The sequence below is a fragment of the Pectobacterium peruviense genome (assembly GCF_002847345.1).
In the GTDB taxonomy this organism is placed as follows: domain Bacteria; phylum Pseudomonadota; class Gammaproteobacteria; order Enterobacterales; family Enterobacteriaceae; genus Pectobacterium; species Pectobacterium peruviense.
The window spans coordinates 39,677-65,389 of sequence record NZ_LXFV01000018.1 but is presented as its reverse complement, the minus strand read 5'-3'; the positions used below and the strand labels follow the sequence as shown (position 1 = coordinate 65,389).

Genomic DNA, 25,713 nt, shown 5'->3' with positions numbered 1-25,713 from the left:
GTAAGGCCACGCATCAAAGAGTATATATCGCGATGGGGGATGTACCTGTACCTGCCATACCACTAAGGTTGGTAGGGGGTTTAAACCAGTAAATATAGGGGAGGTTTAGTTAATTTTAGTACCCAATATTATCTGTTATAAACGTGTACATTTGAAGCAGTAAAAATAGTAGTAAAATGTTATTAAGTCAATGAATGTTAAATTTTAAATCTGTAGTACCTTAAAAGCCCTGGCTAACACAGTCAGGGCTTTTATCATTTTGTACATATCACTATTAGAATATCCCTTCGGTCGGCAGACTGAACGTTAATCCCTTATGCTTTCGTCCTGCGAAAGAGGGCTGTTGAAACCATTAGCAAATGTTCGACCAACTCACCTGAAGCAGCCTCTATAGCAATTTATAAAAGAAGGTTGTGCCATCGAGAGTACCTGCGGAGCTGCGAGCAAACTGTGGGATTTGACCCGCTTCCTGATAGCCCGATTTACGATACAAAATGGAGGCTGTGTCATTGGTGCGGGTATCAAGGACGAGTAGGGTCCGCCGATTGGCCTGCGCCTGGCGTTCTACTTCTGCCATTAACTGCTGAGCAATGCCGCGTTGACGAAATGCCGTATGCACCATTAGTTTTTCTACTTCAGCACGGTGGTTGCCATTTTTCTTTGGACAATAGCTGATCTGCACTGCGCCCGTGATGCGCTCCGCTTCACGCGCTACCAATAACGTACGATCGCCTTCAGCCAGATCGGCAGCGACCGCCTGCCAATAGCGTTCTGCTTCACCGACTTCCAGTGGCGCAAGAAAACCAATCGATGCTCCACTTTCTACACAATCATTCAATAAGATAACTAACTCATCATGGCTTTCTGACAGAGTACTCAATTGCTCAATTTTCATTATGTTCCTGTCTCATCTTTTGCAAAACTGCCGCTTAGTCTTTTCAGCACCTCGCTGATTCCTCTGCTGATAATCCGATCCTCCCGCATTACCGTCCCGAGGGTTCGGTACAGAAAGGGCACCATGGAATACACGCTGAGTCCCTGCCTTTCTCCCATGCTTCTAACGGACATGCGGGGAACGATGCTGTAGCCCAAACCAGCACGAACCATCCTTTTAATAGCTTCAATACTGCCAAGCTCCATTACAGGACTGGCAACATGCCCGGCATAACGGAACCACTCATCAATCAGGGCGCGGGTCCCGCTTCCGGGTTCAAAGATAATCAGCGGCAGTGACAAAAGGTCGTCCGGAGACAGCGGCTTAGTACTCTGCCCTAAGGTATCTTTTTCCATGATGATGACAAACTCATCCGTACCCAGAGGGTTAACGCTCAGGCATTTACCTGCTGCCGGCAGTGTTACCAGACCAATGTCTATACGATTTTCTTCCACGCCCCGCACAATATCTGAAGTATTGCCAGTGCGTACGTCCACTTTCAACAGAGGATGCGTCTGTCGCAACTGTTGCAGTAAGGGGGGTAGAAGATGAATGCAGGCCGTTGCGCCGGTACCGACAGTGACGGTGCCGGTTATATCGTCTGAATGCAGGGACACCGATTCAATCGCCGCACTTACCACTGCATCAATTTTCATACAGTGCTCAGAGAGCGTCATTCCAGCAGGCGTTGGCCTTATTCCCCGGCTGGTTCTCTCAATAAGACGGGCCTGAAATACTTGTTCCAGCTGTCTTATCTGCAGGCTGACGGCTGGCTGTGACAGTCCGAGAGCTTCTGCTGCCCCGGAGAAACTGCCCCGGCTGATGACCATCCTGAAGGTAGTAAGGTGAGCGAGGTTCAGGGTTGCCATATCAAAGTTTTCCTTATACCGCTGATAAGCCCCGTGGCCTGTCTGAAAATATTAATCCGGGTTAGTCTCTGTTTATGAAAGTAAAAGGAACCATACCGATGGAAATAACTGAAGCAGACGAACGACATATTCCTGCGATTCAGCAGATTTATGCTTACCACGTATTACATGGCGCCGCCACTTTTGAAACCGAACCGCCGGATGCGGTTGAAATGACCATCCGCTTGAAAAAAGTGCTTACAGCAGGGTTGCCCTGGCTTGTAGCGGTTGATGAAGGACAGGTCCGAGGATACTGCTACCTGTCTTTTTACCGGGAACGGTTTGCCTACCGCTTCACCCTAGAAGACTCTATATATATTGACCCCACGTTTCAAGGGCGGGGTATCGGCAAACGGCTGTTGTCCCATGCAGTCATGTGGGCAGAAGCCCGTGGTTTTCGTCAGCTCGTAGCCGTGGTGGGTAACAGTGAGAATGCCGCCTCTCTTTCCCTGCATCGTGCCGCGGGTTTCAGCATCACTGGCACACTCACATCCGTAGGGTTCAAACACGGGCGCTGGCTCGATACGGTCATCCTGCAGCGTACGCTCGGACAGGGTGATACCACGCTTCCAGAGTGCAACGATTGACAGGCGGGCATCTGACTGGCCGCACCGTTTTCTGCACCGGGATGACGCAGCTTATCAACTGGGGGATCACGTTCTACATGCCGGGTGTTTTCGGAACCGCCATCATGGCTGAAACGGGCTGGTCTCCTGTTGTAATATTTTCCGGCCTGACTGTTGCCATGCTTGTTATGGGGCTGGTTTCACCGCTGACCGGGCCCGTTATGGCACGTACTGGCGGACGAGCATTGATGATGGCGGGTACTCTCGCCATTGTCGTCGGGTGTTTTCTGATGGCTTTTATCCATTCAACAGCCGCGTGGATTGCCGTCTGGATCCTGATGGGAGCTGGCATGCGGCTTGCCCTGTATGATGCCGCGTTTGCCCTGCTTGTGGAAACCGCGGGTGCAGGTGCCCGTCGGGCAGTCTCTCTGGTCACTCTGTTGGGCGGTTTCGCCTCAGCCGTCTTCTGGCCTGCAGGGGCTGCCCTGCTGCACGTCACTGACTGGCGACATGCCGTTATCGTTTATGGCTGTGCGGGCCTGGTGAGTTTGCTTTTTCTGACCGCTGTTCCGGCCGGCCATCAGGTAAAACCTCCCGCTGCTGGTCGGTCTGGTTTTCCGGCACCGGCGACAGCAGAGAATCGAAAAACACTCATTAGCGGCCTGTGGTATGCCTCCTTGATTGCGCTGCTCAGTTTTGTCTCCACTGGCGTATCCACGCATTTTCCCCAGATACTGGCCGCTTATGGTATGCCTGCCCTGGCTGGCATGCTCTGGGGCGTGGGACAGGTGGGAGCCCGCCTGCTGGACGTGATTTCTGGCGCACGAATCTCCGCGCTACGTCTGAATCTTATTATCGGCATCCTACTGCCGATCTGCTTTCTGGTCGGTCTTGCGGGTAACGTTACCCCGGTCGCGACCGTCTTATTTGTTCTGGCTTATGGGGCCGTGAACGGTTTGTTCACGGTCGTAAAGGCCCTACTTCCTCTTATGCTATTTGATCCGCAGCGGTACGCCCGCAAAACAGGCTTACTGCTGTCACCGGGTTTTTTCCTCGCGGCGCTGGCCCCGTCTGCATATGCCATGCTGCTGGAGCAGTACGGTATACAGGGCACGCTGCTTGTTTCCACCATCTTGACCTTGTTCATTACGGCAATATCTGTGGTGCTCTGGCGACGCCATTCCGGCTCTGCTGTGCCGAACTAGATGGATAAATTCTACGATGTCTAAACTTTTTTCCCCGTTCTCGACTTTGGCGATAAACGATTGGGGACGCTCCTGCTCCGTTGTCCTGATTATGCCTGCGTCAGCAGGCGTGCCAAGTCCGTCCATATCCCTTTCAAAAACCCCACGCGCGGCGAGATTGCCCATCTCGTTCTCGATTTCACCGACATCTGTCCCCGAACAACGTGACTGATACGGAGGTATTCCTGGGACTTATCCGTTAGACCTATCGTAAAATTAGGGTGTGTCCCTTAACTTAACAATCGCTTCAAAAACAACCTGATCGCACCCAGTTTTAGCATGCTCAGATAGTTTCTTGCTGTTTTTTCTGAGCGCGTAGCAATACGGCGATTTTCTTTTAATATCGCAAAGCAACGTTCCACGACATTGCGTTTTTTGTACAGTCGAAAGTCGAGTTTCCGACGACCATCCTGACTGGCCTTTTCATTCAACTTGAAAGGGATTACTGCTTTTATTCCCTTTATTTTCAAGTTCGTACGCAGGTCGCCACTTGAATATCCCTTATCCGCCAGTATGGCCTTCGGGCGAGATTTCAGGCACCCACTTTTACGAATAATACCGACCCGACTGAGTAAGGCTTTCGCATATTGACTTTCGTGAGCCTGTCCGCCACTTAGACCGAAACTTAACGGTAATCCTGTGCCATCTGTTGCCAGATGGATTTTGGTGCCAAAGCCGCCGCGTGAGCGACCCAGCCCATGATCGTTGAGTTCATCGGGATGTTTTTTTTCGCTCCTGCGGCGGCTTTCAGGGCACGGATATTACTGCCATCGAGCGCAATAACATCCCAGTCAACTAACTCTTTTTCATCGAGGAACTGGAGTAATTTATTGAAAATGCTATTCATTACTCCAATTTTAGACCACCGGTTAAAACGATTATAAATCGTTTTCCAGTGACCATAGCGCTCGGGTAAATCTCTCCAGGGCGCACCTGAGCAAAGTATCCAGAAGATGCCATTCATGACGTGTCTATGTGAAAAATAAGGGCGCCCACCTTTGGAAGAGCCTCTTTCAGGTGGCAGCATAGGGGAAATCAGCGCCCATGCATCATCAGGGAAATCGTAGCGTGCCAAATTAAAGGACTTTTGTCGTTAAACCATGCCCCAGATTGTACAAAAAACAGTTAAGGGACACACCCTAGGGTGGTTTATTCAACAAAGCCCCTGAACAACTGACGATCGGTTAACTATATACAGAATGAAGAGCATAACGGCTGAAAGCGTCGTTATGCTTTTACCGTTTAAATCATCACGGATAATCCAGACACTTCCCCGCCAACAATAACCCATCACGATAAATCGTCTACGCCAAAAGGCGGATTTCTTTTTTTATCTCTGCTGTTATTTTTAAAAATGTTTATAGCGAAAATTTATGTCTGATGAATATCATTTTAATGAGGAGATAAAGATATGCCATCTATTTATTATCGCGGGGATAATCGGGCTATTGGGGAAATTCAGAAAGCCGGGTTCCAGCCACAAATAGAGTCGTGCCGAGGGAGAACACCAGTCCAGGCAATAGCGTATATTCAGAAAATTATTAAAGATAACAATTTCAAAAGCCTTGCTGATATTGGTGCTTATATTATCAGTAACTCAAAAGGTGACTCTGTTTCCACCTCTTGTGTCCTGGATGGCGCATCCTACGGGAAGTATAAGTATCAAATTACTGCACCGGATGATGCCCTGTATTTTGAATTCAACCTCGATGGTAGCGTGGGCGCGCAGCAGCCAAATCAAGGGATAATGTACGGGCGCAAGCCGTACTACATTTTAACCAACGTTAACCCGGCGCTCAGTCTGTACGTCATTGTTGGCACACGGACTGCCACACAGGAAGCCACGTTTTTTACTGATATCCCCAGTGGCTGGGTAACGTTACTGAGCTAATTGCATCTCATCATTGTCATTATCGTAACGATGCGTCATTTTTTATCGGGGTTCAAAACCTGAATATTTTTTGCGATGTCATCAATCTTATGGCTATATAGCTGCAATGCCGTTGGTTTAATCAACAACGGCATATTTTTCCACATAACCAAACTTCAACAGCGAACCGTCCAGACTATTGTTGCAATATGTCCAGGCTTTCTTGCAGCGAGAGAATATCGTCCGGCGATCCTTTACCTTCTACGGTATTGGTAAAGTAGTTGTAATCGAGATCAATCCATTTCTGCAATTTCGCTTCATAGTTCTCTGGATATTGTGCCTGCTCGATAGCTGGTAATGTCTTATAGTGGTCCAGCACCTCGCTAAATAAACCAGTCAGTTTCCCGCTACTGTTGTATTCCGCCATCGCTTTGGCGACCACGTCTTTGCGCCATGCATATTCTTGATCGTATGACTCTTCCCATGCCGCTCTTCTTTCGTTGGTGGTATAGAGTCCACTGTCGTCATAGGTAATTAAAGCAAGCTGATCGCGTGAAAGGCCGGCAAACGGATTCTTTCCGGAACCATTAACAAATTTTGTGGCGTCTGCTGCCCTGCCCAAACGTTCAGGATCGGAAGAATCGGGCACTTCAGCGTTACTGATCGCCCGGTTAGCGTCATAATCTGGCCCGGTGATTTTTTTGAGCAGCATGGTGGCTTTATCGCTGAGTTCTTTTCTGCTGAGGCCCGCATACTCGGCATCAGCACGATTTGCGCTGTCGCTTAATTGCTGCGCCAGAGAGGAAAACACCACCTCTTGTTTGGTCTGGCTGTCGGCATTTACGATCACGCTATCCGCAGTGGCAGACTGCGCGCGCTGGGTATCCGCGGCCTGCGTGCTGGTGCTATAGGGGGTTCCAACCTGGTTGATCATACCTGAACTTCCTTCTGGCAGTTTTTTTAAGGCGTTGGATGAATACGGTGGGCCGGTATCGGGCATCGCTTCTCATCAAAACAATAAAGATATCGGTCAGTGAAGGGCAATCTTTATACGTTCGGGTGCGAACGGATCACTCCCGTTCGTCGAACTGGATGACTCGCAATCTGACCCACAAATTCCCCGATACGAAGGGATAAATCAAAACGCATCGGAAAAGATCTTTACGTCAACTTATTGAATCAAAAAACAGAGGAGCAGACTTGCCTGAACGGCGAAAATTTACGCTTTATCTACTACATTGGAATAATTACATAATACAAATATTTAAAATTAAATCATAATAAAATAAATATTTAGAGAAATTACTAATATGAGAAATTATATTTTCTACGTTAATTATTATGGTTGTGTGTACTAGCAGTTTGTGTGTTTTGCTAAAAAAACTTTAAGATTGATCTGATTGTTATTCTAAATTTTTTTTATGTGATATATTATCCGGCACGGAACAGCGTTAATAATAAAAACTTAATGGATTAAGATTAAAAAGTGTCTACTAATCAGATGAATATTTCCTATGGAAATGATTTTTTTGTTATTAAATTGATGGATTTTTTATCAATCAATTTGACGTTAATAGTCAGCGCTAGTCTATTTATGATGGGCGATTTCGATGATGTCATTATGATTAGTCTGCTATTCTCAACCTCTTTTTTACTTATTGGGGAATATACTGGCTTATATCACCATGGCCTTAAAAATATGCAGCCTGGTGGACAGAGAAGACTGTGGGGTTCCGCATTATTTTCGGTCATCTTTGTGGAGTTAGTCAGGAATTATGCCGGTACGCTGTACTCGTTGGGTCTATTGCATCAATTCGATAATATATATTTTTCCGCAACGCTGTACTGGTATATTATTTCGCTATGTAGTCTCTATATTACGCGTTTAATTACGTTTAAATTTACAACTAAAAAACGGATCCGAATTGCTATTGTGGGATTAACGCCCGGTGGGTTAGCGGCGGAAAAAGCATTGCTTAAAGAATATGCTAACATGCAGTTAGAATTGGCTTTTTACGACGATCGTAGCCCAGCCCGTTGTGGCTATCTGTTTAAGAGCCAATTTAAAGGCAAAGTGAGTAAGCTGGTTGAAGAAGCTAAAGCGGGCAGAGTGGATGAGATTTATATTGCGCTGCCGATGGTTGCGCTACAACGCATTCGTTATTTTCTGTCGATGATGTCCGATACGACGGTAGATACCTATATCATTCCCGATCTTTATTCCTACAGCTCATACGTATCGCAGTTTCGCTCCATCAATAACATTCAGACCATCAGTATTTTCAGATCGCCGTTTGATGGTATTGGCTCGCTGATTAAGCGTGTTGAGGATTTAGTGATTGGTGGCGTTATTACGCTGATGATTTCGCCATTGCTGCTGGTGATTGCTATTGGTATCAAACTGACGTCACGGGGGCCGGTGTTATTCAAGCAGGATCGTTACGGCCTGAGCGGCAATAAAATCAAAGTGTGGAAATTCCGCTCGATGCACGTGATGGAAAACGCCGGCGTCGTGACGCAGGCGACTAAAAACGATCCTCGTGTTACGCGTTTTGGCGCATTTTTACGCCGGACTTCGCTGGATGAACTACCGCAATTTTTCAATGTATTGCAAGGGACGATGTCGATTATTGGCCCGCGCCCTCATGCCGTCGTGCATAACGAGCAGTATCGTCAGCTAGTCGAGAATTACATGATTCGCCATAAAGTGAAGCCTGGAATTTCAGGCTTGGCGCAGGTTAATGGTTATCGCGGCGAAGTGGATACCCTCGATAAAATGGAAAAACGGGTTCACTACGATATTGCCTATATTCAGAGTTGGTCCCTTTGGTTGGATATCAAAATTATCTTTAGAACCATTTTCAAAGGCTTTATCGGTGAAAATGCGTACTGAATTGATCATCGCCGCTGGAATGATAATCCCCCTCCCATCCTGGGCCGACCTGATGCCGAAATCGCATATCGGTGTCGCCGGTATTGATTTTCAAAGCCAGGTGGGGCTGGACTATGGGCATGAGAATAACGTGACCTATCAGGCTGATGATCAGGATGCGGTGAGTTCTCATTTTCAGAGCGTCAGGCCAATGATTAAGGCCATTGGCGCGCGTTATCAGGATCAATATCTGTTGATGTATTCCGGTGATTATCGTCGTTACGACAGCGATCTGGCGGATAATTACACTGACCATTTCTTTCGCTTTAATGGCGCATGGCGCTACGGGTTGAGGCATGGATTAACGCTCAGTCTTGAGGAGGCGCTTGGGCACGACGTGCGTGGGCGCGGTATTACCGAAGGTTTTCGACCACAACAGTTCAGCGATTTCGGTATTCATTCGCCGTTGAGTACCGCGCTTTTCAACAGTGAATTGCGTTATAGCTATGGCGCGCTGAAAGGGTGCGGTAAAGCCGACGTCGCGCTGCTGTTTAGAAAACTACGGTTAGGCCGCACGGAGGATATTAAAAATACCGATATTGATTTTTATAACTATGTTCTTGGGCAGGAATGGCACGAGAACGGTTTGATCGCCGAATTATCTGACCAATACTCGTCGGCAACGCGCTTTCGCTACCGTTTTATTGGTAATCAGCGGCGTTATGAAATCGATTCGCAAAAAGATAGTGATGAATATTATCTGGAATACGGCATTAAATCGCAGCTTACGGGAAAAACCGGTATTGATGCCAATGTGTCCTGGCTCTACAAGACATTCAATAATAACCCGAACGCCAGGGATTTTAGCGGGATAAACTGGGATATTCAGACCGAGTGGAAACCACTTAAACAATCCATTTTTATCGTACATACATCGCAGCATATCAAAGACCCGTCAGAAATCGGCGGCTATATCCTGGCTTCTAAATACGGCATCTCTTATCAGCACTTTTGGCTCGTCGATCGTTTCTCCACCACGTTTGACTATTCATACCTGACGGACGTTTACAAGAATTACCCGCGAGATCGTAAAGACAGAAACAGGGTGTTCACATTCGCCATGAATTATAACTTCAGGCCCTCTATTAACGTTGAATTAAAGTATCAACTGAACACGCTACGTTCCAATCAAGATAGCGATTCTTTCTTTATTGGCCCTAACGGCGATCGCCAGGTCGTCAGAATGCTGGGCCGTGATAACTCTCTGATTATGTTTACGGCTAAGGTACAGATCTAACGTGAAAATAATAAAACTGTGCATTTTTCTGTGCCTCAGCGTCTGGCTAGCAGGATGCTCCCTGTCGAGCCAGCGGCAAATGGACAAACCTGAAAGTGAAACCACCGGTTATCAGTTAGGTGAAGGCGATGTTGTCAATATTCTGGTGTACGGCGAGCCGGAGATGACGATGAAGTTCATGCTGGATAAAAGCGGCGCGATTACCTTCCCCTACATTGGTCAACTGGTGTTGAAAGGGAAAACGCCAGAGCAGGTGGGCGAGGAGTTGGCTAATCGCCTGCGCGGCGACTATCTGCAAAATCCGATGGTGACGGTCAGCATCGCCGAGTTCCGGAAATTCTATATCACCGGTGAAGTCGAGAAACCGAACGGGTATGCCTACGAGCCGGGCTTAACCGTTGAAAAAGCGCTGGCGCTGGCCGGCGGATTTACCGATCGCGCAGACCGCAAGGATGTGGGTATTCGTCTATCGAATAGCAATCAACTGATTGAAAATATTGATGTAAGACGTGTTGTTCATCCTGGCGATACCGTGATTGTCGGTATGAGCTTTTTCTGACCATGACTCTGTCTATCGTGGAAAATGGCAGAAAACTGGAAAGCATCATCGATGTCTCCAGATTTGCCCAAGAGATCAAACAGAACGGCTGGAAGATCGTGCTGGCCGGCCTGATTGTGGCGGTAGTGGCTTACCCGCTGATTAACATGATCACGCCCAAATATGTGTCGACCGCAACGGTACTGCTTAAAGCACAGCAGGATAACGTTTCGCCTTTGCCGCAGGTCGATGGTTATGATTCCACCCGTAGTGGCTATTACGAAACCCAGTATGCGTTGATGCAGTCGCGTATTGTGCTGGAACAAGCCGTGCGGGACATCAAGCTGGACCAAAACCCAGCGTTTAACGGCGGTACAGACAAAAACGCGGATAACCGTGGCGATGCGCAACAGCGGGTCGATCACGCACTGGATTCGATAGTGGCAAACCTCACTATCACCGGCGTTCGTACCACACACCTCGCCACTATCTCATACGAATCGGCGTCGCCTGAGCTGGCGGCCGACATCGCTAACGGCGCGGCGCAGGCATTTATTGACTATACGGCCAGGCAAAAGCACCTCAAGACACTGAAAGCCAAAACGTTGAACCAAAAACAGATGGAAGAGGTGTGGCAGCAAGTCGTCGAGCAACAGGCCGTCATCGACCAATTTCTGAAGAAAGAAGGGCTGCTGACTTTCCGCGGCGTGGATGGCTTCGAAACTGAACAACTGGGGATCGTCACCACCAAGTTAGCGGATGCCACCCAACGTCGCATCAGGGCGGAAACGAATTACAACAGCGTGCGTTTGAATGTGGGTACGTCGCTGGAAAACATCATTTCTCTGCCTGATATTTCTAATCATGCGCAAATTCAGGATTTGCGCATTGCGCTGATTCAGGCCCGGCGTTCTTTATACGAGTTACGGAAACGCTACGGGCTGAAGCATACCAAAATTTTAGAAGCCGAAGCCCAGGTTCAGGCGATTGAAGAGCAAACCCACACCGTGTTACTCGAACTGGAAGCGGGGCTGAATAAGCAGTATCAGGCGGCGTTGAGGGATGAAAAATATTATCAGCAACTGCTGGAGAAACAGAAAGCGGATTTCCAAACGCTAGCGTCTAAACGTGATGAATACAATAACCTGATCACCGCGTTGGATAAAACAAAAGAGCTGTATAAGGCGCTCTATCAGCGCACCAAAGAGCAGACGCTGGCAGGTCACTATTTAGAGCCGGACGCGGTACTTTACGACCCTGCCGTGCCGGCGGACCACCCGTCGAAACCTAATAAAGCGATGCTGCTGGTGATGGTGGTCATGCTAACCCTGATTTTCTCGGTGGTTTACTTCATCGTGAGAGCCGCGCTGGATAATTCAATCAACAGTATCAGCCAGATGAAAAAGCGCCTGAATGTGGCGCCGGTGGGGGAAATTCGCATCTTCGCCAGTGGCGTGAAGCGCTCACAGGTTGTGCGTTTGATCACCAAAGCACCGCTGTACGTCGATATTGTCCACAGCATGCGAACCCACATTTTGTTATCGCATCCATCCTGCCAGGCCATTGCCATCAACTCGGCAGAGCATGGCGAAGGGCGATCGTTGCTGGCGCATTTGCTGGCGACATCTTTCAGCGCTGACCAAAAAACGCTGCTTATCGACCTGGATTTCTTTAACGACGGTGGGCTGACGCAAGACCTGGCACCCCCTTCCGCTATCGGTGTGGCGGAACTGCTGCAAGGGCAATCACCGTTGGATGCCGCACTGGTGACAATCAGTGAAAATTTAAGCTTCCTGCCGCGTGGCAATGCCTTGATGTCTTCTTTACTGATGCTGTCGTCCGAACATGTCGTGACGTTGATGGCAGAGCTGAGAACACGCTATCAGCGAATAATCGTTGATGTGGCCGCGGTGAATCAAACGCAGGATAGTCAACTCATTAGCCGGGTAATAGACGGCGTGGTTTTTGTGCTGAAAGCCGGCGAGGGGCGTACGGGTGATGTGCTTAATGCCATTGAGAAAGTTAAGCAGCACCGCGCGGTGCTGATTGGCGCGGTAATGAATCGGGTTGCGGATAAAAACCTCGAAACCAAAGAGGGGATACGTTCCCTAAACCATAGTATGAATGCACTAATCGACAGTACCGGTCACCTGTGAGTTTATTAAAAAGATGAGTTTACTAAAAAGCGTTTCTACCATTGCGGGTTCATCGGTGGTTTCACAACTGATTGGCGCGCTGTCTATCTGGCTGATTTCGCATAAATACAACATGGCCGAGGTGGGGATCTACGCGCTGAGTTACAGCATCGTGTTGGTGGGGGCGCAGGTCTGTACCTTTGCATCGCAACTGCTGATTCCGAAACAGCAAGACAGTGAACTGGCGCAGAGTGTGGTGTTCAGCACACTACAAAGCCTGCTTATCGCAGTGCCCTATGCAATGTTGACCGCATGGCTGTTTCAGCGAAATGTGTTCTTTCTCTATCTGCTCACGCTGTCCTATGCACTGGTGCTGATCTCGGAGAATTTGTCGCTGCGCGAGGGTAACTACCGTTTTCTGGCCTTTCAGCGACTCGCCGTCTCGGTGGTGGTCGTGCTTTCGCTGGTGTTCACTTCACATACCACCGCGTTTTATTGGTCCTGGGCCTGCGCCATGATGGTGCTGATTAGCGGCTGTATTCTGTTCTCGTTCAATATCCGCACCGTTACGTTTGGACATTTTAGTCTGCAACGTAATAGGGCTTTCTTTCATCAGCATGCTCATCATCTCACCCGCGTTGGCAGCGCCGAAGTGCTGGCGATGGTTAATAATAATTTGCCGGTTATGCTGATTAATTTTTGGTTTTCCGCATTGACGGCGGGGTATTTCTCGGTGGTGAGTCGTTTTTGTTTGTCTCCGGTGGTGATTATCGGCAATGCGGTGCGTCATTCTATTTTTTCAACTTGGTCTACCGATTTCAGAAATAAACGTTTCAACTATGATGAGTTCAAAAAAGTCCGGCTGGTATTATTGATGTCGGGGGTGGTCTGCACGCTAGGCGTGTTTATTTTCTATCCGTTGGTGATGCATCTGTTTTTTAGCGAGGAATGGATTAACTCTATTCCAACCTCTCGCTATATGTTGCCTTATTTATTTCCGGCGCTGGCGGTGTGTCCGCTGACGGTGATTGAACTAATATTTGGTTCTCATCGCTATTTTTTACGTATTCAATTAGAACAGTTGAGTGTGGTATTAATCGCATTTATGATTGTGCCTTATTTTTATAATCACTATGCCACATCAATAATTCTTTTTTCTGTGCTGACGTTTGTACGTTACGCGTTTATTTATCTCAAAGTAAACAAACGTGCTAATGGGCTGAAAAATATGATGACAGAACCATGATCTTGAATACAGGGCTTTACCTACAGGTTTATGTTGTTATCACGCTGGTATTCTGCGGACTGACGCAGTATTTCACCGGTTTTTTGGCGGTGCTGTGGTTACCCTTTATTTTGGCGCTGAACATGGTGGGGTTGCTGATTATGCAGACTCGCTACGATAGATTGCATTTGGATACGCAGGAATTGATAGTTCTCACGCTTTACCTCTCTTTTCTGGCGATGGCGGGATTGTCTACCCTGTTACAGGGCGGAATAACCGTCGCTATCGTTGGGTTTAAAAACGAGGTTGCATTGTCGCTGATGATGCTTTGCCTGCTGCTGGGGTTTTGCCGCGAATCACAGATTTATCGCGTGACCCGCAGTTTGTATTGGGTGTTCTACGCGCAGTTCCCGGTGGTGATTTATCAGGTGTTGTTTGTTTTACCGCGGCGGGTGGCATTGCGGGGAGAAGACGAAAAATGGGACTCGGTCGTCGGCACTTTCGGTGGCGACCCGATGGGCGGGGGAAATACTGCGGCGATGGGGTTGTTCTGCCTGTTGATTATGCTGCTGAAAGTCTCGGAATTTAAACATGGTTTGACGTCGTTTAAATCCACGGCGCTGCATATTGTTCTGGGGTTTGGCTTGTGTATCTTGGGGGAAGTGAAATTTGTGATCCTGGTTTCGCCGTTATTACTGGCCTGGGTTTGGTTAATGCCGAGCTACATCAAAGGCATGAATAGCGTAAACCTGAAAGCGATTTTGCTGATTTTCACTGGCATGGCGTTGCTGATTACCGTGGCGATTACCATTTTGGCCTCGGGTTACTCCTCGGCGTTTGGTGGCGACCCGACGAAAAGCGCGATGAGCGTATTTCTGGATTCATTGAATTATATTTTTGATACCAGCTACATTATGGAATCCGGTGAACTTGGGCGTCTTACTACGCTATTTTTCTGGCTGAAAAATCACGATATGTGGGGGATCTCCGGCACGTTGTTTGGCTATGGATTAAATGCGACAAATAGCGGCAGCGCTGTCTCTCCCGGCTTTTTGAATATCATCTATAACCTGATCATTGATTCAACTTCATTAAGTGTGCTGCTATGGGAAGTCGGCGTGGTTGGAACGCTATTTTTCATCGGGTTAATTATTTATATCTTAATCATTACGCAGCCAAAGCCGGGACTAGATCGTAATAAATTAGACCAACAGGATCTGCAACTGCTGAGTTTTTCTCCGGCCTTTAACGTTTTTGCGGTTGGGTGCCTATTGAGTCTGCCTTATAGCCAGATCCTGATGATTATTCCCATGCTGCAATTCCTGTTTTATTTATCCCTGGGCTCAAGTCTGGTAATTCGCCATTCTGTCCGCCGTTATATCGGAAAACCGTATGAGTGATAAACCTTTTATTTCAGTGAGCATTAAGACATTCAATGAGGCGGAATGCATCGAAAAAACCATCGACAGTATTCGTCGCCATATTGTGGATTACCCCCATAAAATCATTGTTGCCGATAGCCTATCAACCGACAACACGCAGCAGCTTGCCAGCGCCAAAGGCGTTACCGTGGTGTCGCTGACTGAACCGTCGGAACGCTGCTGCGGTGTGGGGCATCAGCTTGGTTATCTGTACAGTCAGGGGGATTATTTGCTGCTGATGGACGGCGATATGGAGCTGGAAGATGGCTTTATTGAGCAGGGCATCGCATTTTTAACCGCACACCCTGATTACGCTGGCGTGGCGGGAACGGTAGAGATGGATGGTGCGGCGAACTATGAGTTTACATCACGTAAACAGCGCCTTCATAAAATATATCCGTTGGGTGACTGCGGTCATTTAGGTGGTGGGGGCTTATACCGCCGCTCGGCAATTGAAAAAATAGGTTATCTCACCAACCGCAGCTTGCATGGTTATGAAGAGGCTGAATTAGGCATTCGTTTGCGCTATGCCCAATATAAATTACATCGACTGAATGTGCCTTATTTCCGTCACACGTCGTACACCATGCCAACATATAAAATGCTGCAATATCGTTGGCGGAACGGTTTTCTCTGGGCTCCGGGCGAGCTTTTACGCAGCGCATGGGGGATGCCTTATTTCCGTGAGGCATTGCATATCGTTAAAAACGAGGCAGTTTTTGCGGTTTATTTGCTGGTGCTGTTGATGAGTTTATTGACGTTTAACGCCGCTGTTATTGGCATCGCGTTGCTGCCGTTACTCGCTTTTGTGGTATTAAAAACGATTAAGAACCGTTCACTGCTGAACGGGGGGCAGAGTGTGATGAACCTGGCTGTGTTTTCTGCGGGATTGATAAAAGGGTTAACCAGACCCGTGCGCGACCCTATGACACCACCAAGCAGCAAGGTTATTCATGAATAGGCAGGTATGATGAAAGTTTTATTGGTCAATAAATTTTTTTATATTAAGGGCGGCGCTGAAACGGTTTATTTTCAAGAGATTGATATGTTGAAAAAGGCTGGCGTTGACGTTATCGCTTTCTCTATGCAGCATGAAAATAACTTCCCGTCAGACTACGCGCCCTATTTTGTCGGTAATGTGGATTATCATCAAAACAGCAATGCGATTGGGGCAATTAAAACCGCGGTTAACTTTATTCATAATGCTGAGGCATGTAAGAAATTGCTGGTGTTATTGCGTAAAGAAAAGCCGGATATTGTTCATTTTCACAATATCTACCACCAGCTCACGCCGTCGTTGATTAAAATTGCCCGTCAGTTTGGGTGTAAAACCGTGTTAACGGCTCATGACTACAAGATTATCTGCCCTTCGTACACCATGCTGCGCGATGGCAAAGTCTGTGACGCGTGTTTAACTGGTTCGGTATTTAACGCTTTTAAATATCGGTGCCAGCAAGGTTCTGCATCGAAAAGTCTGCTTCTTTCGTTAGAAGGTGCCTGGCAGAATATTGCCAAAAATTATCAGGCGCTGGATGTGATCGTTTCACCCAGCGAATTTCTGCGTAACCAATTAATGCGCAAGCTGCCGAATGTTCGTATTGACGTGATTGTTAACGGTATTAATGACAGCCTGTCGGTGGAGGATGTTAAAGACGACGGTTATTTGCTGTTTATTGGTCGCCTGAGTCGGGAGAAAGGTGTTGCTACGCTTGCCAGGGCGCATCAGCAAATGCGGAATAAAATTCCGTTAAAAATTGCGGGCAACGGGCCGCTGTATAACGATTTGGTCGCGCAATTTCCGCATGCGGAATTCCTGGGTTACAAACAGCAGGGCGAAGAACTTAACCAACTGATTAAATACGCACGCGCGGTGGTGGTTCCTTCCGAATACTATGAAAACTGTTCAATGTCGGTACTGGAGTCGATGGCATTCGCTAAACCAGTGGTAGGCGGGCGTATTGGCGGTATACCTGAACAAATTCGCGATAAGATAGACGGCATTTTATTCGAACCCGGCAATGTGCAGGCATTAGCCGATGTGCTGGATGACTTGGCGTTGAATCCGCAAAAAGCCAGAGAAATGGGATTAAATGCGCGCCAACGTCTTCGCGAAAAATATTCATTACATAAACACACAGAATCTCTATTGGCGCTTTATCGAGAAATAGTAATCGAAAAATAATATGACTACGAAAATTACCGTTCTGGGAACACGTGGTATTCCAAACGTGTTGGGTGGTGTGGAAACACATTGCCAAAATTTATATCCGACGATTAAACAGCAATTCGACGTGGATATTTGCGTTCTCGCACGTTCACCTTATGTGAATTATAAAAAATCACAATATCGAGGTGTGATGACTCGTGCTTTACTGTCGCCGAAAAAACGTTCATTAGAGGCTATCGTTCATTCGGTGCTGGCGGCATTTATCACCTGCTTTGATCAGTCTACAGTGGTGCATGTTCACGCTATTGGTCCAGGTCTGGTGGTGCCGCTTTTGCGTTTGCTGGGTAAAAAAGTGGTTTTTACTCATCATGGCCCAGACTATGACCGCCATAAATGGGGGTTCCTGGCAAAGAAAGTTTTATTGCTGGGTGAAAAGGTTGCCGTGAAATATGCCAATGAAGTGATTGTGATCTCCGAAGTGATTAATAATATGATCAAGCAGAAATATGGCCGCAATGATGCCCATCTTATCTATAACGGTGTGAATCTACCCCAGCGACTTACTGCGGACGTTATCCATCAAACATTGGTGCGTTTTTCTCTTCAGCCACAACACTATTTGGTTGCGGTTGGCCGCTTCGTGGAAGAAAAAGGCCTGCATGATCTTATCGCGGCCTATCGGCAATCGGGCGTCACGATGCCACTGGTTTTGGTTGGCGATGCCGATCACCCCACTGCGTATAGCATGCGATTAAAACAGTTAGCCCATGAAACCCCGAATGTGATTCTGACCGGATTTTTAACCGGCCAGGAACTACAAACTGTTTTCTCACAGGCTAAACTCTTTGTGATGTCTTCATATCATGAAGGGTTACCCATTGCGTTGCTGGAGGCCATGTCATTCTCATTGCCTGTCGTGGTCAGCAATATTCCAGCCAACCTGGAGGTGAAATTAGCGCCAGCAGCGTATTTCAATGTAGGAGATGTGGCGGATTTATCCGAAAAAATCACGTTGCGCTCTAAATCGTTATCTGTTGATTACTCTGAATATTTACAAAGGTATAATTGGCAACACATCGCGGAACAAACGATGACCGTTTACACCGCAGTAAATAAATCAATAGGTTAATAGTGAATGAATCGAATAAACGCCCGTTAGTCATTGAGCGCTTCTATGAAGCCCTTGATGGAAAAACCGATACAGAACTGACCTCGGAACAACGGCTGGCCGTTGAGCAGGCGGTGCTGTCGATTACGGCATCTTCAATGCATTGGGTCGACGTGCGTAAGAGTTTCCCTTTTTTGAACAGGCGCTATTACTTTGTTTTTTTGTTCGGTCTGGATCACCGCAAGCGTCCACGCAAAGAGTCAACGCTATTTCGCATACTGCTGACTGCGTTGATCCTGTTTACTGGCTTGTCCTGCATGCTTGCGGCGCTATTGATGCTTTACATGATTAAGTCTGCCTTGGGTATTGATATTTTCCCACATTTCCACTTAGGAGTTTGGGATTGGTGGCTCAGCCTGAAGGATCACTGACCCCCGGTTTCTACTGATGTGGAAATAAGGAGTCATAAGTGCATTGTAAAATTATCGCTGTAGGAGGTTTGCTATTTTCTGTATTGGGTGTGGCCGATGGCGTGATGACGACCGTCACCCCCAGAGGGCTAACTGGCCCGCTAACGAACCCAGGTACTGGCGTCGCCAGCTTTAACAAGGGTAATGGTACAACGTTGTCGCTGGCTGATTATCCCGACACCGGCATTGAATATGATCGTTTGTACTGGAATGAACTTGAGCCAGCAGAAGGCCAATATAATTTTCAAGCCGTGGACGCTATTTTCGAACTGGCTAGCCAGCATCAACCACCGATGAACGTGGGGTTGCGCTTTATGGCGCTTGATGAACCTGCCAGTGGTTCGAAGATTCCTGACTGGCTGATCCAAAAAGGCATCAAGGGCGAATGGACGCCGGACAAAAAAACCTTTGTGCCGGATCTGGACGACCCGGTGTTTATCGAATACAGCCAGCGTTTGCTTAATGCTTTTGGGCTGCGCTATGACGGTAATTCGAATTTGGCTTATATCGATATTGGATTGGTGGGGTCATGGGGCGAGTGGCACAACACCAATTTCCCGACCATTACGCCGCTGATTGAACGCTACACATCAGCCCAGTTGGATAAGTACGTGGAAATGTATTTTGCCGCGTTTCCCAACAGCCCAAAAATTATGCTCATTAACGGCGGCGACACGTTGGTCAGCGCAGTGAAGCAAGGCGCTGGATGGCGCGCGGATTGCTGGGGAGACTGGCATAATTTTTCGACCACATGGAGCCACATGCAAGATGATTACCCGCAGCGGCTGAAAAATGCGGAGGCGCTTTATCCCAATTTTAGCTCTGCGTGGCAACGTGCGCCGGTGAGTCTGGAAATCTGTGGTCATATGTCGGAGTGGCAGAGCGTGCAGCACTATACTCGTGCGCAAGTGCAGGCGGCCTTTGACTGGGCGCTGGCACAGCACGCCAGCACCATTAATCTGAAATCGCGCAGCGTGCCGACGAAATATCGGGAGATTGTGGATAATGCGCTGACCAAACTCGGCTATCGTTTCCGTTTGGCCTCGTTAACTCATGAGTCTGAACTGGCACAAGGGCAGAGCCTGACGTTAAACCAGCAGTGGTTTAACGACGGCGTAGCGCCCATTTACCTGAAATATGATGTGGCCTATCGGGTGGTGAATGATGCCAACACCGTAATGAGTATGGGAAAAACGGCTGATGACATCCGCACCTGGTTGCCGGGGCAGCATACCTTCGTCTACCAATTGGCGATGCCGGAAGCGCTTCCTGCCGGGCAGTATAATATTGACATGGCGATGCTGGACGCAAAGGGAGTATCGCGAATTAATCTCGCCAACGAGGGCAAGCAGGCCGACGGTTGGTATCGAATTTCCACGGTAACGGTGCGCTGAGCACGGAATTAAGAATAGATATTCATATGCTGAAAAATATCGGCCACGTATGTTGTGAAATAAAAGCGGCGGGCAGTATTAAAGCTAAACTAGTCATACTGCTGTTTCGCCTTTCAACCATTTACCAGTCATCAAATGCGCTGCTGAAAATTATCAGCGTTCCTTTTGTTGTCCTGAATAAAGTGATTAATGAGTGGCTGTTCTGTGTGGAAATTCCGCACAGAACTCAAATCGGTTTTGGGCTGAAAATATATCATCCGCACTGTATTGTGGTGAATTCCGATGTCATCATCGGGGAGAACTGTACATTACGGCAGGGAGTCACCATTGGTAGCGTGATAAACCGTGAAGGTCATGTCACCAAAAGCCCGGTGCTGGGTAACCAGGTGGAGCTTGGTGCCAATGCCATTCTGCTAGGCGACATTACATTAGGTGATAACGTAAAAGTCGGCGCGGGAACCGTGGTAACAAAAAGCCTTGCTGCTGGAAAGGTGGTCGTAGGGTATGGAACCAGGGAATTGAATTGAGTGTGTATGCTCATTTCTATGCAAGTGTAATGTGACAGCGGGTTGCCATTCTTGCTGGCTTAAGGAAGAAAGGCACAACGTTGGCGGCGATACCAAGGGCATCAGGATTAGCGCCTTCAACACTTGCTAACGCATTAACAAGAGATTGGCCTAAAGGTGAAAGGTTAATTGCCTGTGCATTGGGAAAGCGGCCGGAGTAGCGTGCTCTGTGTTTGAGATTTTATCAGAGGACGAGGAATATGAACTCGGCGATAGCGATAAAGTACACGAAATCGGTTTTGTTATAGAGCAGTCACACACCTGATGTGCCGTTTGTAATAGCAATATCGGACTAAGCGTTATCAGGGAAAAATGTGCAACGACAGAACGCCAGTTGAAACGCTGATAGGAAACGGGTTTGGGCAGAATCTAATCTGACAGAAACCAGCACAAAAATGGGTAACTGTCAGATCAAGTTTGAGCTAATACACGTTATTTTAGATGAATATCACCGACTACTCTTTATTACTCTTTGAGCTCAAAGTCTTCGTTAAGTTGGTACGAGACACCAAAATTGGCAGCCTGACGAGCAAGGCCAGTTGCATCACTCGATAAGAACATACCTGCTATATGATGTTCCTCGCTAATTGAAAACCTCATGTAATTTGTCGTTCCCATTTCGCCAAACGAAAAGACCCGTCCGTCACTTAAATTAAACCTTAATTCATCAATCGCACCACGACCCCAAACTTCAACACTTGTAATAGTGCTACCGTTTAAAGATATCGACCGGGTTTCACCAGTAATGGTTCCTAGATCATAAGTTGAACCATCCTCAAAATCTAACTTTAAGCCCCCAACTCTAGCTGTACCACCAATACGAGTAATGCAACCTGTGATATGCCGAATTTTAGTTCTCTTGCCATTAACAATATTTGGTCTGAATGGAGGGGGCATGTCTTCAGCATCTGTTAATGCTAAATATTTGAGTTTAGGTGTTTGCCTGCCGAAAAATATTGAGTATGTCAGTACATCAACATAAAATTGTTTTGAGATAGACTGAGCCTCTTTTATTTTTCTCCAAATCGAGATGTATTCTACGCCATTAAGTTGGCAATAACCATGAACAGACATTACATTGTTGACGATATCATCGCCTGGAGAGTTTTCGTACGCATCCTCTAGCTTTTCTTTGTACATATCTTCTATATATTTTCTTGCAGTATCGAACGTTTCATTCACATAACCTTCCAGTTTGGCTACTTCAATATAGCTTAAACCTAGCTGGTCTTTCTTCTCCAAACCATTTATCCAATACACCAGCTCTAACATAACGGTAATCGAGTACATAGGGAGAATAAGATAGTTAGTTGAATCATCTTCTTTAAAAGAATTAAACTTTTCCTGGAACCCATAAAACTCATCAGCTAAATTGTTAAAGGTTGCCCTTGTCTCTGGTGTGCCAGGGGACTTCTCCATCATTGTCGCCACCGCTTCCATTCGCATTTTCTTATAGGCTAAGTCACCACTAAGAATTCCTCTAATCACTTTTAACTCTGATTCTCTAATCTTTTGGTCAACAAGATCTAGCACTTGCTGCCACAGATCTGATTTTTTTTGGGGCCAAAAAAAACCAATCATAAAGCTTAAAGCGGGGCCTACGGTAGGAATAAAAGAAACACCTTTCTGCAATACACTTTTTAATATACCTGACACATCCAACTGCTCAATAGACATCCTTAAAAGAAAAGTATCTTGCGGGGTCAGGAGTATTGGATTAAATTCCTTTTTAAATCCGACATTAGCAGTATAATTATTCATAATTAAATCCTTTCAAAAATATATTTAAAAGAATGGTGGTCAAGCTCACAATCAAACAACATGATATCTATTAGACGAGGCGAGCGGTGAAGTTTGCCGTTACATCTGTTTTGTTTTCTATTATATATTTACTGTAATAAAATGAATTTCCAGGCGCTTTAAGAATTCCACTGTCGCCCCTTTTCACCGTGAGCGAACCCTCTGGAAACCATTTACTAGTAAACGAATGACTCCAATAAAATGTAGCAGTAATCTCATTAGCCCTGCCATCATTGAAAATTTCTAAGCTACGTCTTGTCTCAGGAATAATAGGAGTATCAACCCTGTATATCTCTATACTTGATTTTGCTTTCACAGTATAATTACTTGTACCTACAGCTTTCGCTCCATCTAATGTAGAAACGTCCTGTTCCTCTGTCAAATCTTGAACTTTATCACTAGAAATACCGTGGATTTTTGTAATGTCAACCAAGATGTTATTAGTCATTTTTCCTACCCTTTTATTTTAATAAATGGTTTTTCAGTTGTTAGGCTTGCATGTTCAGACTGAACTATAGCAAGGGATTTCTACGTTGCAAGAAATCAAGAGGTAATGTTTTCATTTCAGATTAATTTGTATTTCATTCAAATTAATTCATTCGAAACAATTCAATTAAGGGACTTATAACTTATCCCAGTAGTAACTATCATACAGGTATGTGATAACCTATTTTTCCTGAGTGATGAGTAAAATAGTTAATCAGTCATGGCATCTTTCAGATGAAATTTGGCTTTTTTGAATAAATCAGTTTTGGAATAAGCATGAAGCGACTAATGCCATCAGGTCCTAAAACAGCCACGGCTGTTGATGTAATAGCTGGCTTCGGAAATGCTGACTTCGCGGCAGACGTCTTTGACGGTACGTCCGGCTTCAACGGACTTCAACACTGAGATGATCTGGTGTTCTGTAAATCGGGCTTTGCGCATAGCGATCTCCTCAACGGAACATAATCAGTATGTCGGAAGATCTCTAAAAGTGAATGGTTCGGTTTACCGGGATACTTACAGCCTCACCAATAACCTCATCGGGGACACTCGATAGCTCAGTGGTCATTAACCGATAATCTTCGCCGTCGATGCGGATCTGAGGGGACAGAGTCTTATTCACTTTCTCAGACAGGTGATGTGATTCGATAAACGGAATGACCATACGCCGCTTTGGTGTCTGGACAATATCGTTTTGTATATCGACAAACGTTTTGTAATGGCTTGCTCGTTTGTATTCATAAACAACGAATTACACGATCACCAATTCCTATTTTCATCCGCAAAGGAACCATTCTGTGCGATAAGTTGGGCGACGTCTTCCATCCTTTCGCGGTTTTCCTTCTTCCACTCCTCAGTCTTGATACGGCGGGCTTCTCTGTCAATGGCATCATTCACCAGACCAGAAATGTTGACTCCGGCAGTACTCAGAACCTGATAATCGTCTTTGCCCACGGAAATGCTAATCCGGCGTTTCATCGCTGTGTTCCTCTTTAACTAAGCGATTTATATTTTGCAGGGATCTTAGCAATAATGCTGGCGGGGTCTAGAGAAAGTAAACGGGCGATATGGATAAATTCTACGATGTCTAACCTTCTTTCCCCGTTCTCGACCTTGGCGATAAACGATTGAGGACGATCCAGCGCTAGCGCCAGGTTTCCCTGCGTGATCCCTTTGGCAATGCGTGCTTCACGTAATGCCTTGATAACGATTTGATATTCATCAGAGTAAACAGAAGCCATCGATTCAACCCCATAAAATTTGGGATCAAATATCAGTCGCTCACTGCTTTATCCCAAAACGGGATAAGTGTTTTTTTGTATTGATTACTTAATGCTATCTTTCTGTATTTTATGCGCTATTTTTTCTAAAACAATGGAAGCGTCTACAGATAGCAGGTGAGCGATGTGGACAAATTCAACAACATCCAGCCTGCGTTCCCCATTCTCGATTTTGGCTACAAAAGACTGAGGTCGACCTAAAGCGTTCGCCAAATTTTCTTGGGTCATGCCTTTTTCGATTCTGGCCTCTCGCAATATTTTTATAACTGATTGATATTCATTTGAATAAATCGATGCCATTTTGGTGACCTTGATAGATATCCCAAAATCGAATATCAATCATTTCCTTTTTTATCCCAAAATGGGATAATTGGATTAATTCATCATAGGGAGAGGTTGATAAATGGATAATTACGATTGGCATCCGGCAGACATTATTGCTGGATTAAGAAAGAAAGGAACAACGTTGGCGGCGGTATCAAGGGCATCTGGACTAGCGTCTTCAACACTTGCTAACGCACTAACAAGACATTGGCCCAAAGGTGAAAGGTTAATTGCCTGCGCATTGGGAAAGCAGCCGGAGGAGATCTGGCCGTCACGCTATCAGGGTATGAGCCCGAATCATGGGGAAGGGGAGGAGGGATAGTACGCTCGTAGATAACTGGACCCAGTTCAGAACCCCGTTCCCCCAAAGCAAAAAACCAGCCGCTAGGCTGGTTTCTTTAAATTAGTGGTGCCCGGACTCGGAATCGAACCAAGGACACGGGGATTTTCAATCCCCTGCTCTACCGACTGAGCTATCCGGGCAACGGGGCGCATTAAACCGTATTGACCGCGTGGCGTCAACGGGTTTCTGTCACAAAGCGGAGCGCCTGCGCTATTTTCAGGCAATTGTATTATTTGCTAGCCAGTTTCTGGCGATCCTTTCAGCACGCTTAGCGTGGTAATGCTTCTTCCCGTATACGTGCGGCATGTTTCGTTGCACTTTTTACCGTGTTGAGTTCGGGCTGGATTGTTGAATTTGATGAAGAATAATGCCACTATTGCGCGGTTTTTAGCGTCTCGTTCACCTGAACGCCCCTTTAAGCGTAGTTAGCGTATAGCTAAAAGAGGATCGCCGATATGTCAGATTCATTGCTCATGGTGCAGAACGCTCGCGCCAGCTCGTTGATGACGTCACTGCGTGTCTCTTCTTGTCACCACTGCGCAGTTTACTTTTCTTCCCGTCGATTATCCTTCTTCACCATGCGGTGAGGCGTTCGTTCGCTCGCTGTTAGGCATGAGTAAAAATAGAGGGCTGCTCTGCTTTTACTGATGTCTATCGGATGGTGCTGGCTCCAGTTTTTCCATTCTTAGCCTACAGTTTACCTGTAGGGATCATACGCTTGTCGTTATTGATTGGCATTGTGATTGGTCGGGATTGTTATCCCTG

General features: G+C 46.6%; 27 protein-coding genes, 1 tRNA gene and 4 pseudogenes. 19 read left to right on the top strand and 13 right to left on the bottom strand.

Annotation, left to right across the window (positions count from 1 at the left end):
• Window positions 1–388: 388 nt before the first annotated feature.
• Both A0G03_RS14525 and A0G03_RS14520 read right to left on the bottom strand, forming a co-directional pair.
• Window positions 389–895 carry a GNAT family N-acetyltransferase gene (locus A0G03_RS14525; protein ID WP_048258953.1) on the bottom strand — a complete coding sequence of 169 codons (507 nt, stop codon included), beginning with the start codon at window positions 893–895 and terminating at the stop codon, window positions 389–391.
• Window positions 895–1,803 (bottom strand): LysR family transcriptional regulator, encoded by a 909-nt coding sequence (locus A0G03_RS14520; RefSeq protein WP_048258954.1) that lies wholly within the window; start codon window positions 1,801–1,803, stop codon window positions 895–897. Before A0G03_RS14520 ends, A0G03_RS14525 begins: the two co-directional genes overlap by 1 nt.
• Window positions 1,804–1,901: 98 nt before the next feature.
• Between A0G03_RS14520 and A0G03_RS14515 the strand changes: the two genes are divergently transcribed.
• Together A0G03_RS14515 and A0G03_RS14510 are read left to right on the top strand one after the other, a co-directional pair.
• Window positions 1,902–2,429, top strand: coding sequence for a GNAT family N-acetyltransferase (locus tag A0G03_RS14515; protein WP_048258955.1), 528 nt, complete (start codon window positions 1,902–1,904; stop codon window positions 2,427–2,429).
• Entirely contained in the window at window positions 2,417–3,613 is a 1,197-nt protein-coding gene (locus A0G03_RS14510) for an MFS transporter (RefSeq protein WP_241771479.1), read from the top strand. Before A0G03_RS14515 ends, A0G03_RS14510 begins: the two co-directional genes overlap by 13 nt.
• Here A0G03_RS14510 and A0G03_RS22000 read toward each other — a convergent pair.
• Window positions 3,605–3,682: pseudogene (locus A0G03_RS22000) on the bottom strand (helix-turn-helix domain-containing protein); the annotation flags it as partial. The gene A0G03_RS14510 and the pseudogene A0G03_RS22000 sit on opposite strands and share 9 nt — an antisense overlap.
• A 6-nt stretch (window positions 3,683–3,688) precedes the next feature.
• Between A0G03_RS22000 and A0G03_RS14500 the strand changes: the two are divergent.
• A pseudogene (locus A0G03_RS14500) lies at window positions 3,689–3,802 on the top strand (IS5/IS1182 family transposase); the annotation flags it as partial.
• An 80-nt stretch (window positions 3,803–3,882) separates the two neighbouring features.
• On the opposite strand, the gene A0G03_RS14495 reads toward A0G03_RS14500, so the two are convergent.
• A protein-coding gene (locus tag A0G03_RS14495; protein WP_101749516.1) for an IS5 family transposase occupies window positions 3,883–4,727 on the bottom strand; the annotation gives its coding sequence in 2 pieces (ribosomal slippage) (window positions 3,883–4,382 and window positions 4,382–4,727; 846 coding nt in all).
• A 336-nt stretch (window positions 4,728–5,063) separates the two neighbouring features.
• Here A0G03_RS14495 and A0G03_RS14490 point away from each other — a divergent pair.
• Window positions 5,064–5,543 (top strand): hypothetical protein, encoded by a 480-nt coding sequence (locus A0G03_RS14490; RefSeq protein ID WP_048258957.1) that lies wholly within the window; start codon window positions 5,064–5,066, stop codon window positions 5,541–5,543.
• Between the two features lie 175 nt (window positions 5,544–5,718).
• On the opposite strand, the gene A0G03_RS14485 is transcribed toward A0G03_RS14490, so the two are convergent.
• Window positions 5,719–6,456: a hypothetical protein gene (locus A0G03_RS14485; protein ID WP_048259020.1), complete on the bottom strand. Its 738-nt coding sequence runs from the start codon at window positions 6,454–6,456 to the stop codon at window positions 5,719–5,721.
• Between the two features lie 567 nt (window positions 6,457–7,023).
• Between A0G03_RS14485 and A0G03_RS14480 the strand changes: the two genes are divergently transcribed.
• Genes A0G03_RS14480 through A0G03_RS14420 form a run of 13 tightly spaced genes read left to right on the top strand, consistent with a single transcriptional unit; the run spans window position 7,024 to window position 20,876 of the window.
• Window positions 7,024–8,415: an undecaprenyl-phosphate glucose phosphotransferase gene (locus A0G03_RS14480; RefSeq protein WP_048258959.1), complete on the top strand. Its 1,392-nt coding sequence runs from the start codon at window positions 7,024–7,026 to the stop codon at window positions 8,413–8,415.
• The gene (locus A0G03_RS14475) at window positions 8,405–9,691 is read left to right on the top strand and encodes an outer membrane beta-barrel protein (protein ID WP_048258960.1); all 1,287 of its coding nucleotides are present in this window, start codon (window positions 8,405–8,407) and stop codon (window positions 9,689–9,691) included. Before A0G03_RS14480 ends, A0G03_RS14475 begins: the two co-directional genes overlap by 11 nt.
• Window position 9,692: 1 nt before the next feature.
• Entirely contained in the window at window positions 9,693–10,250 is a 558-nt protein-coding gene (locus A0G03_RS14470) for a polysaccharide biosynthesis/export family protein (protein ID WP_048258961.1), read from the top strand.
• Window positions 10,251–10,252: 2 nt separating this feature from the next.
• Window positions 10,253–12,385 carry a GumC family protein gene (locus tag A0G03_RS14465; RefSeq protein ID WP_048258962.1) on the top strand — a complete coding sequence of 711 codons (2,133 nt, stop codon included), beginning with the start codon at window positions 10,253–10,255 and terminating at the stop codon, window positions 12,383–12,385.
• A gap of 13 nt (window positions 12,386–12,398) precedes the next feature.
• Window positions 12,399–13,610, top strand: coding sequence for a lipopolysaccharide biosynthesis protein (locus A0G03_RS14460; protein WP_048258963.1), 1,212 nt, complete (start codon window positions 12,399–12,401; stop codon window positions 13,608–13,610).
• Entirely contained in the window at window positions 13,607–14,989 is a 1,383-nt protein-coding gene (locus A0G03_RS14455) for a hypothetical protein (protein ID WP_048258964.1), read from the top strand. The genes A0G03_RS14460 and A0G03_RS14455 overlap by 4 nt, the downstream gene beginning before the upstream one ends.
• On the top strand, window positions 14,982–15,971 hold the full coding sequence (locus tag A0G03_RS14450; protein WP_048258965.1) for a glycosyltransferase family 2 protein: 990 nt from the start codon (window positions 14,982–14,984) through the stop codon (window positions 15,969–15,971). Before A0G03_RS14455 ends, A0G03_RS14450 begins: the two co-directional genes overlap by 8 nt.
• A gap of 9 nt (window positions 15,972–15,980) precedes the next feature.
• Window positions 15,981–17,192 carry a glycosyltransferase family 4 protein gene (locus A0G03_RS14445; protein WP_048259021.1) on the top strand — a complete coding sequence of 404 codons (1,212 nt, stop codon included), beginning with the start codon at window positions 15,981–15,983 and terminating at the stop codon, window positions 17,190–17,192.
• A 1-nt stretch (window position 17,193) separates the two neighbouring features.
• The gene (locus A0G03_RS14440; RefSeq protein WP_048258966.1) at window positions 17,194–18,306 is read left to right on the top strand and encodes a glycosyltransferase family 4 protein; all 1,113 of its coding nucleotides are present in this window, start codon (window positions 17,194–17,196) and stop codon (window positions 18,304–18,306) included.
• A 2-nt stretch (window positions 18,307–18,308) separates the two neighbouring features.
• Window positions 18,309–18,716, top strand: coding sequence for a hypothetical protein (locus tag A0G03_RS14435; RefSeq protein ID WP_048258967.1), 408 nt, complete (start codon window positions 18,309–18,311; stop codon window positions 18,714–18,716).
• Between the two features lie 38 nt (window positions 18,717–18,754).
• Window positions 18,755–20,149, top strand: a complete 1,395-nt coding sequence (locus A0G03_RS14430; protein WP_048258970.1) for a DUF4832 domain-containing protein — start codon at window positions 18,755–18,757, stop codon at window positions 20,147–20,149.
• Window positions 20,150–20,175: 26 nt separating this feature from the next.
• Window positions 20,176–20,676 (top strand): serine acetyltransferase, encoded by a 501-nt coding sequence (locus A0G03_RS14425; protein ID WP_048258971.1) that lies wholly within the window; start codon window positions 20,176–20,178, stop codon window positions 20,674–20,676.
• Between the two features lie 47 nt (window positions 20,677–20,723).
• Window positions 20,724–20,876: a helix-turn-helix domain-containing protein gene (locus A0G03_RS14420; protein ID WP_072061996.1), complete on the top strand. Its 153-nt coding sequence runs from the start codon at window positions 20,724–20,726 to the stop codon at window positions 20,874–20,876.
• Window positions 20,877–21,180: 304 nt separating this feature from the next.
• Here A0G03_RS14420 and A0G03_RS14410 read toward each other — a convergent pair whose 3' ends face one another.
• From A0G03_RS14410 to A0G03_RS14380, 7 genes and pseudogenes are all read right to left on the bottom strand, one after another.
• Complete coding sequence (locus A0G03_RS14410; protein WP_048258972.1) at window positions 21,181–22,476, bottom strand: insecticidal delta-endotoxin Cry8Ea1 family protein; 1,296 nt, start codon at window positions 22,474–22,476, stop codon at window positions 21,181–21,183.
• A gap of 70 nt (window positions 22,477–22,546) precedes the next feature.
• On the bottom strand, window positions 22,547–22,963 hold the full coding sequence (locus tag A0G03_RS14405; protein ID WP_053075293.1) for a hypothetical protein: 417 nt from the start codon (window positions 22,961–22,963) through the stop codon (window positions 22,547–22,549).
• A 362-nt stretch (window positions 22,964–23,325) separates the two neighbouring features.
• Window positions 23,326–23,442 (bottom strand): annotated as a pseudogene (locus A0G03_RS14400) (transposase); the annotation flags it as partial.
• Window positions 23,443–23,485: 43 nt separating this feature from the next.
• Window positions 23,486–23,752 (bottom strand): annotated as a pseudogene (locus A0G03_RS14395) (CcdB family protein); the annotation flags it as partial.
• An 8-nt stretch (window positions 23,753–23,760) separates the two neighbouring features.
• Complete coding sequence (ccdA, locus tag A0G03_RS14390; RefSeq protein WP_048258974.1) at window positions 23,761–23,979, bottom strand: type II toxin-antitoxin system antitoxin CcdA; 219 nt, start codon at window positions 23,977–23,979, stop codon at window positions 23,761–23,763.
• 14 nt (window positions 23,980–23,993) lie between these two features.
• Window positions 23,994–24,242 carry a helix-turn-helix domain-containing protein gene (locus A0G03_RS14385; RefSeq protein WP_048258975.1) on the bottom strand — a complete coding sequence of 83 codons (249 nt, stop codon included), beginning with the start codon at window positions 24,240–24,242 and terminating at the stop codon, window positions 23,994–23,996.
• Between the two features lie 84 nt (window positions 24,243–24,326).
• On the bottom strand, window positions 24,327–24,581 hold the full coding sequence (locus A0G03_RS14380; RefSeq protein WP_048259022.1) for a helix-turn-helix domain-containing protein: 255 nt from the start codon (window positions 24,579–24,581) through the stop codon (window positions 24,327–24,329).
• Window positions 24,582–24,684: 103 nt separating this feature from the next.
• Between A0G03_RS14380 and A0G03_RS14375 the strand changes: the two genes are divergently transcribed.
• Window positions 24,685–24,927: a helix-turn-helix domain-containing protein gene (locus tag A0G03_RS14375; protein ID WP_072061997.1), complete on the top strand. Its 243-nt coding sequence runs from the start codon at window positions 24,685–24,687 to the stop codon at window positions 24,925–24,927.
• Between the two features lie 85 nt (window positions 24,928–25,012).
• Here A0G03_RS14375 and A0G03_RS14370 read toward each other — a convergent pair.
• A tRNA-Phe gene (locus A0G03_RS14370) sits at window positions 25,013–25,088 on the bottom strand.
• 315 nt (window positions 25,089–25,403) lie between these two features.
• On the opposite strand from A0G03_RS14370, the gene A0G03_RS22065 reads away from it, so the two are divergent.
• Complete coding sequence (locus A0G03_RS22065; protein ID WP_277814053.1) at window positions 25,404–25,535, top strand: hypothetical protein; 132 nt, start codon at window positions 25,404–25,406, stop codon at window positions 25,533–25,535.
• Window positions 25,536–25,713 lie beyond the last annotated feature (178 nt).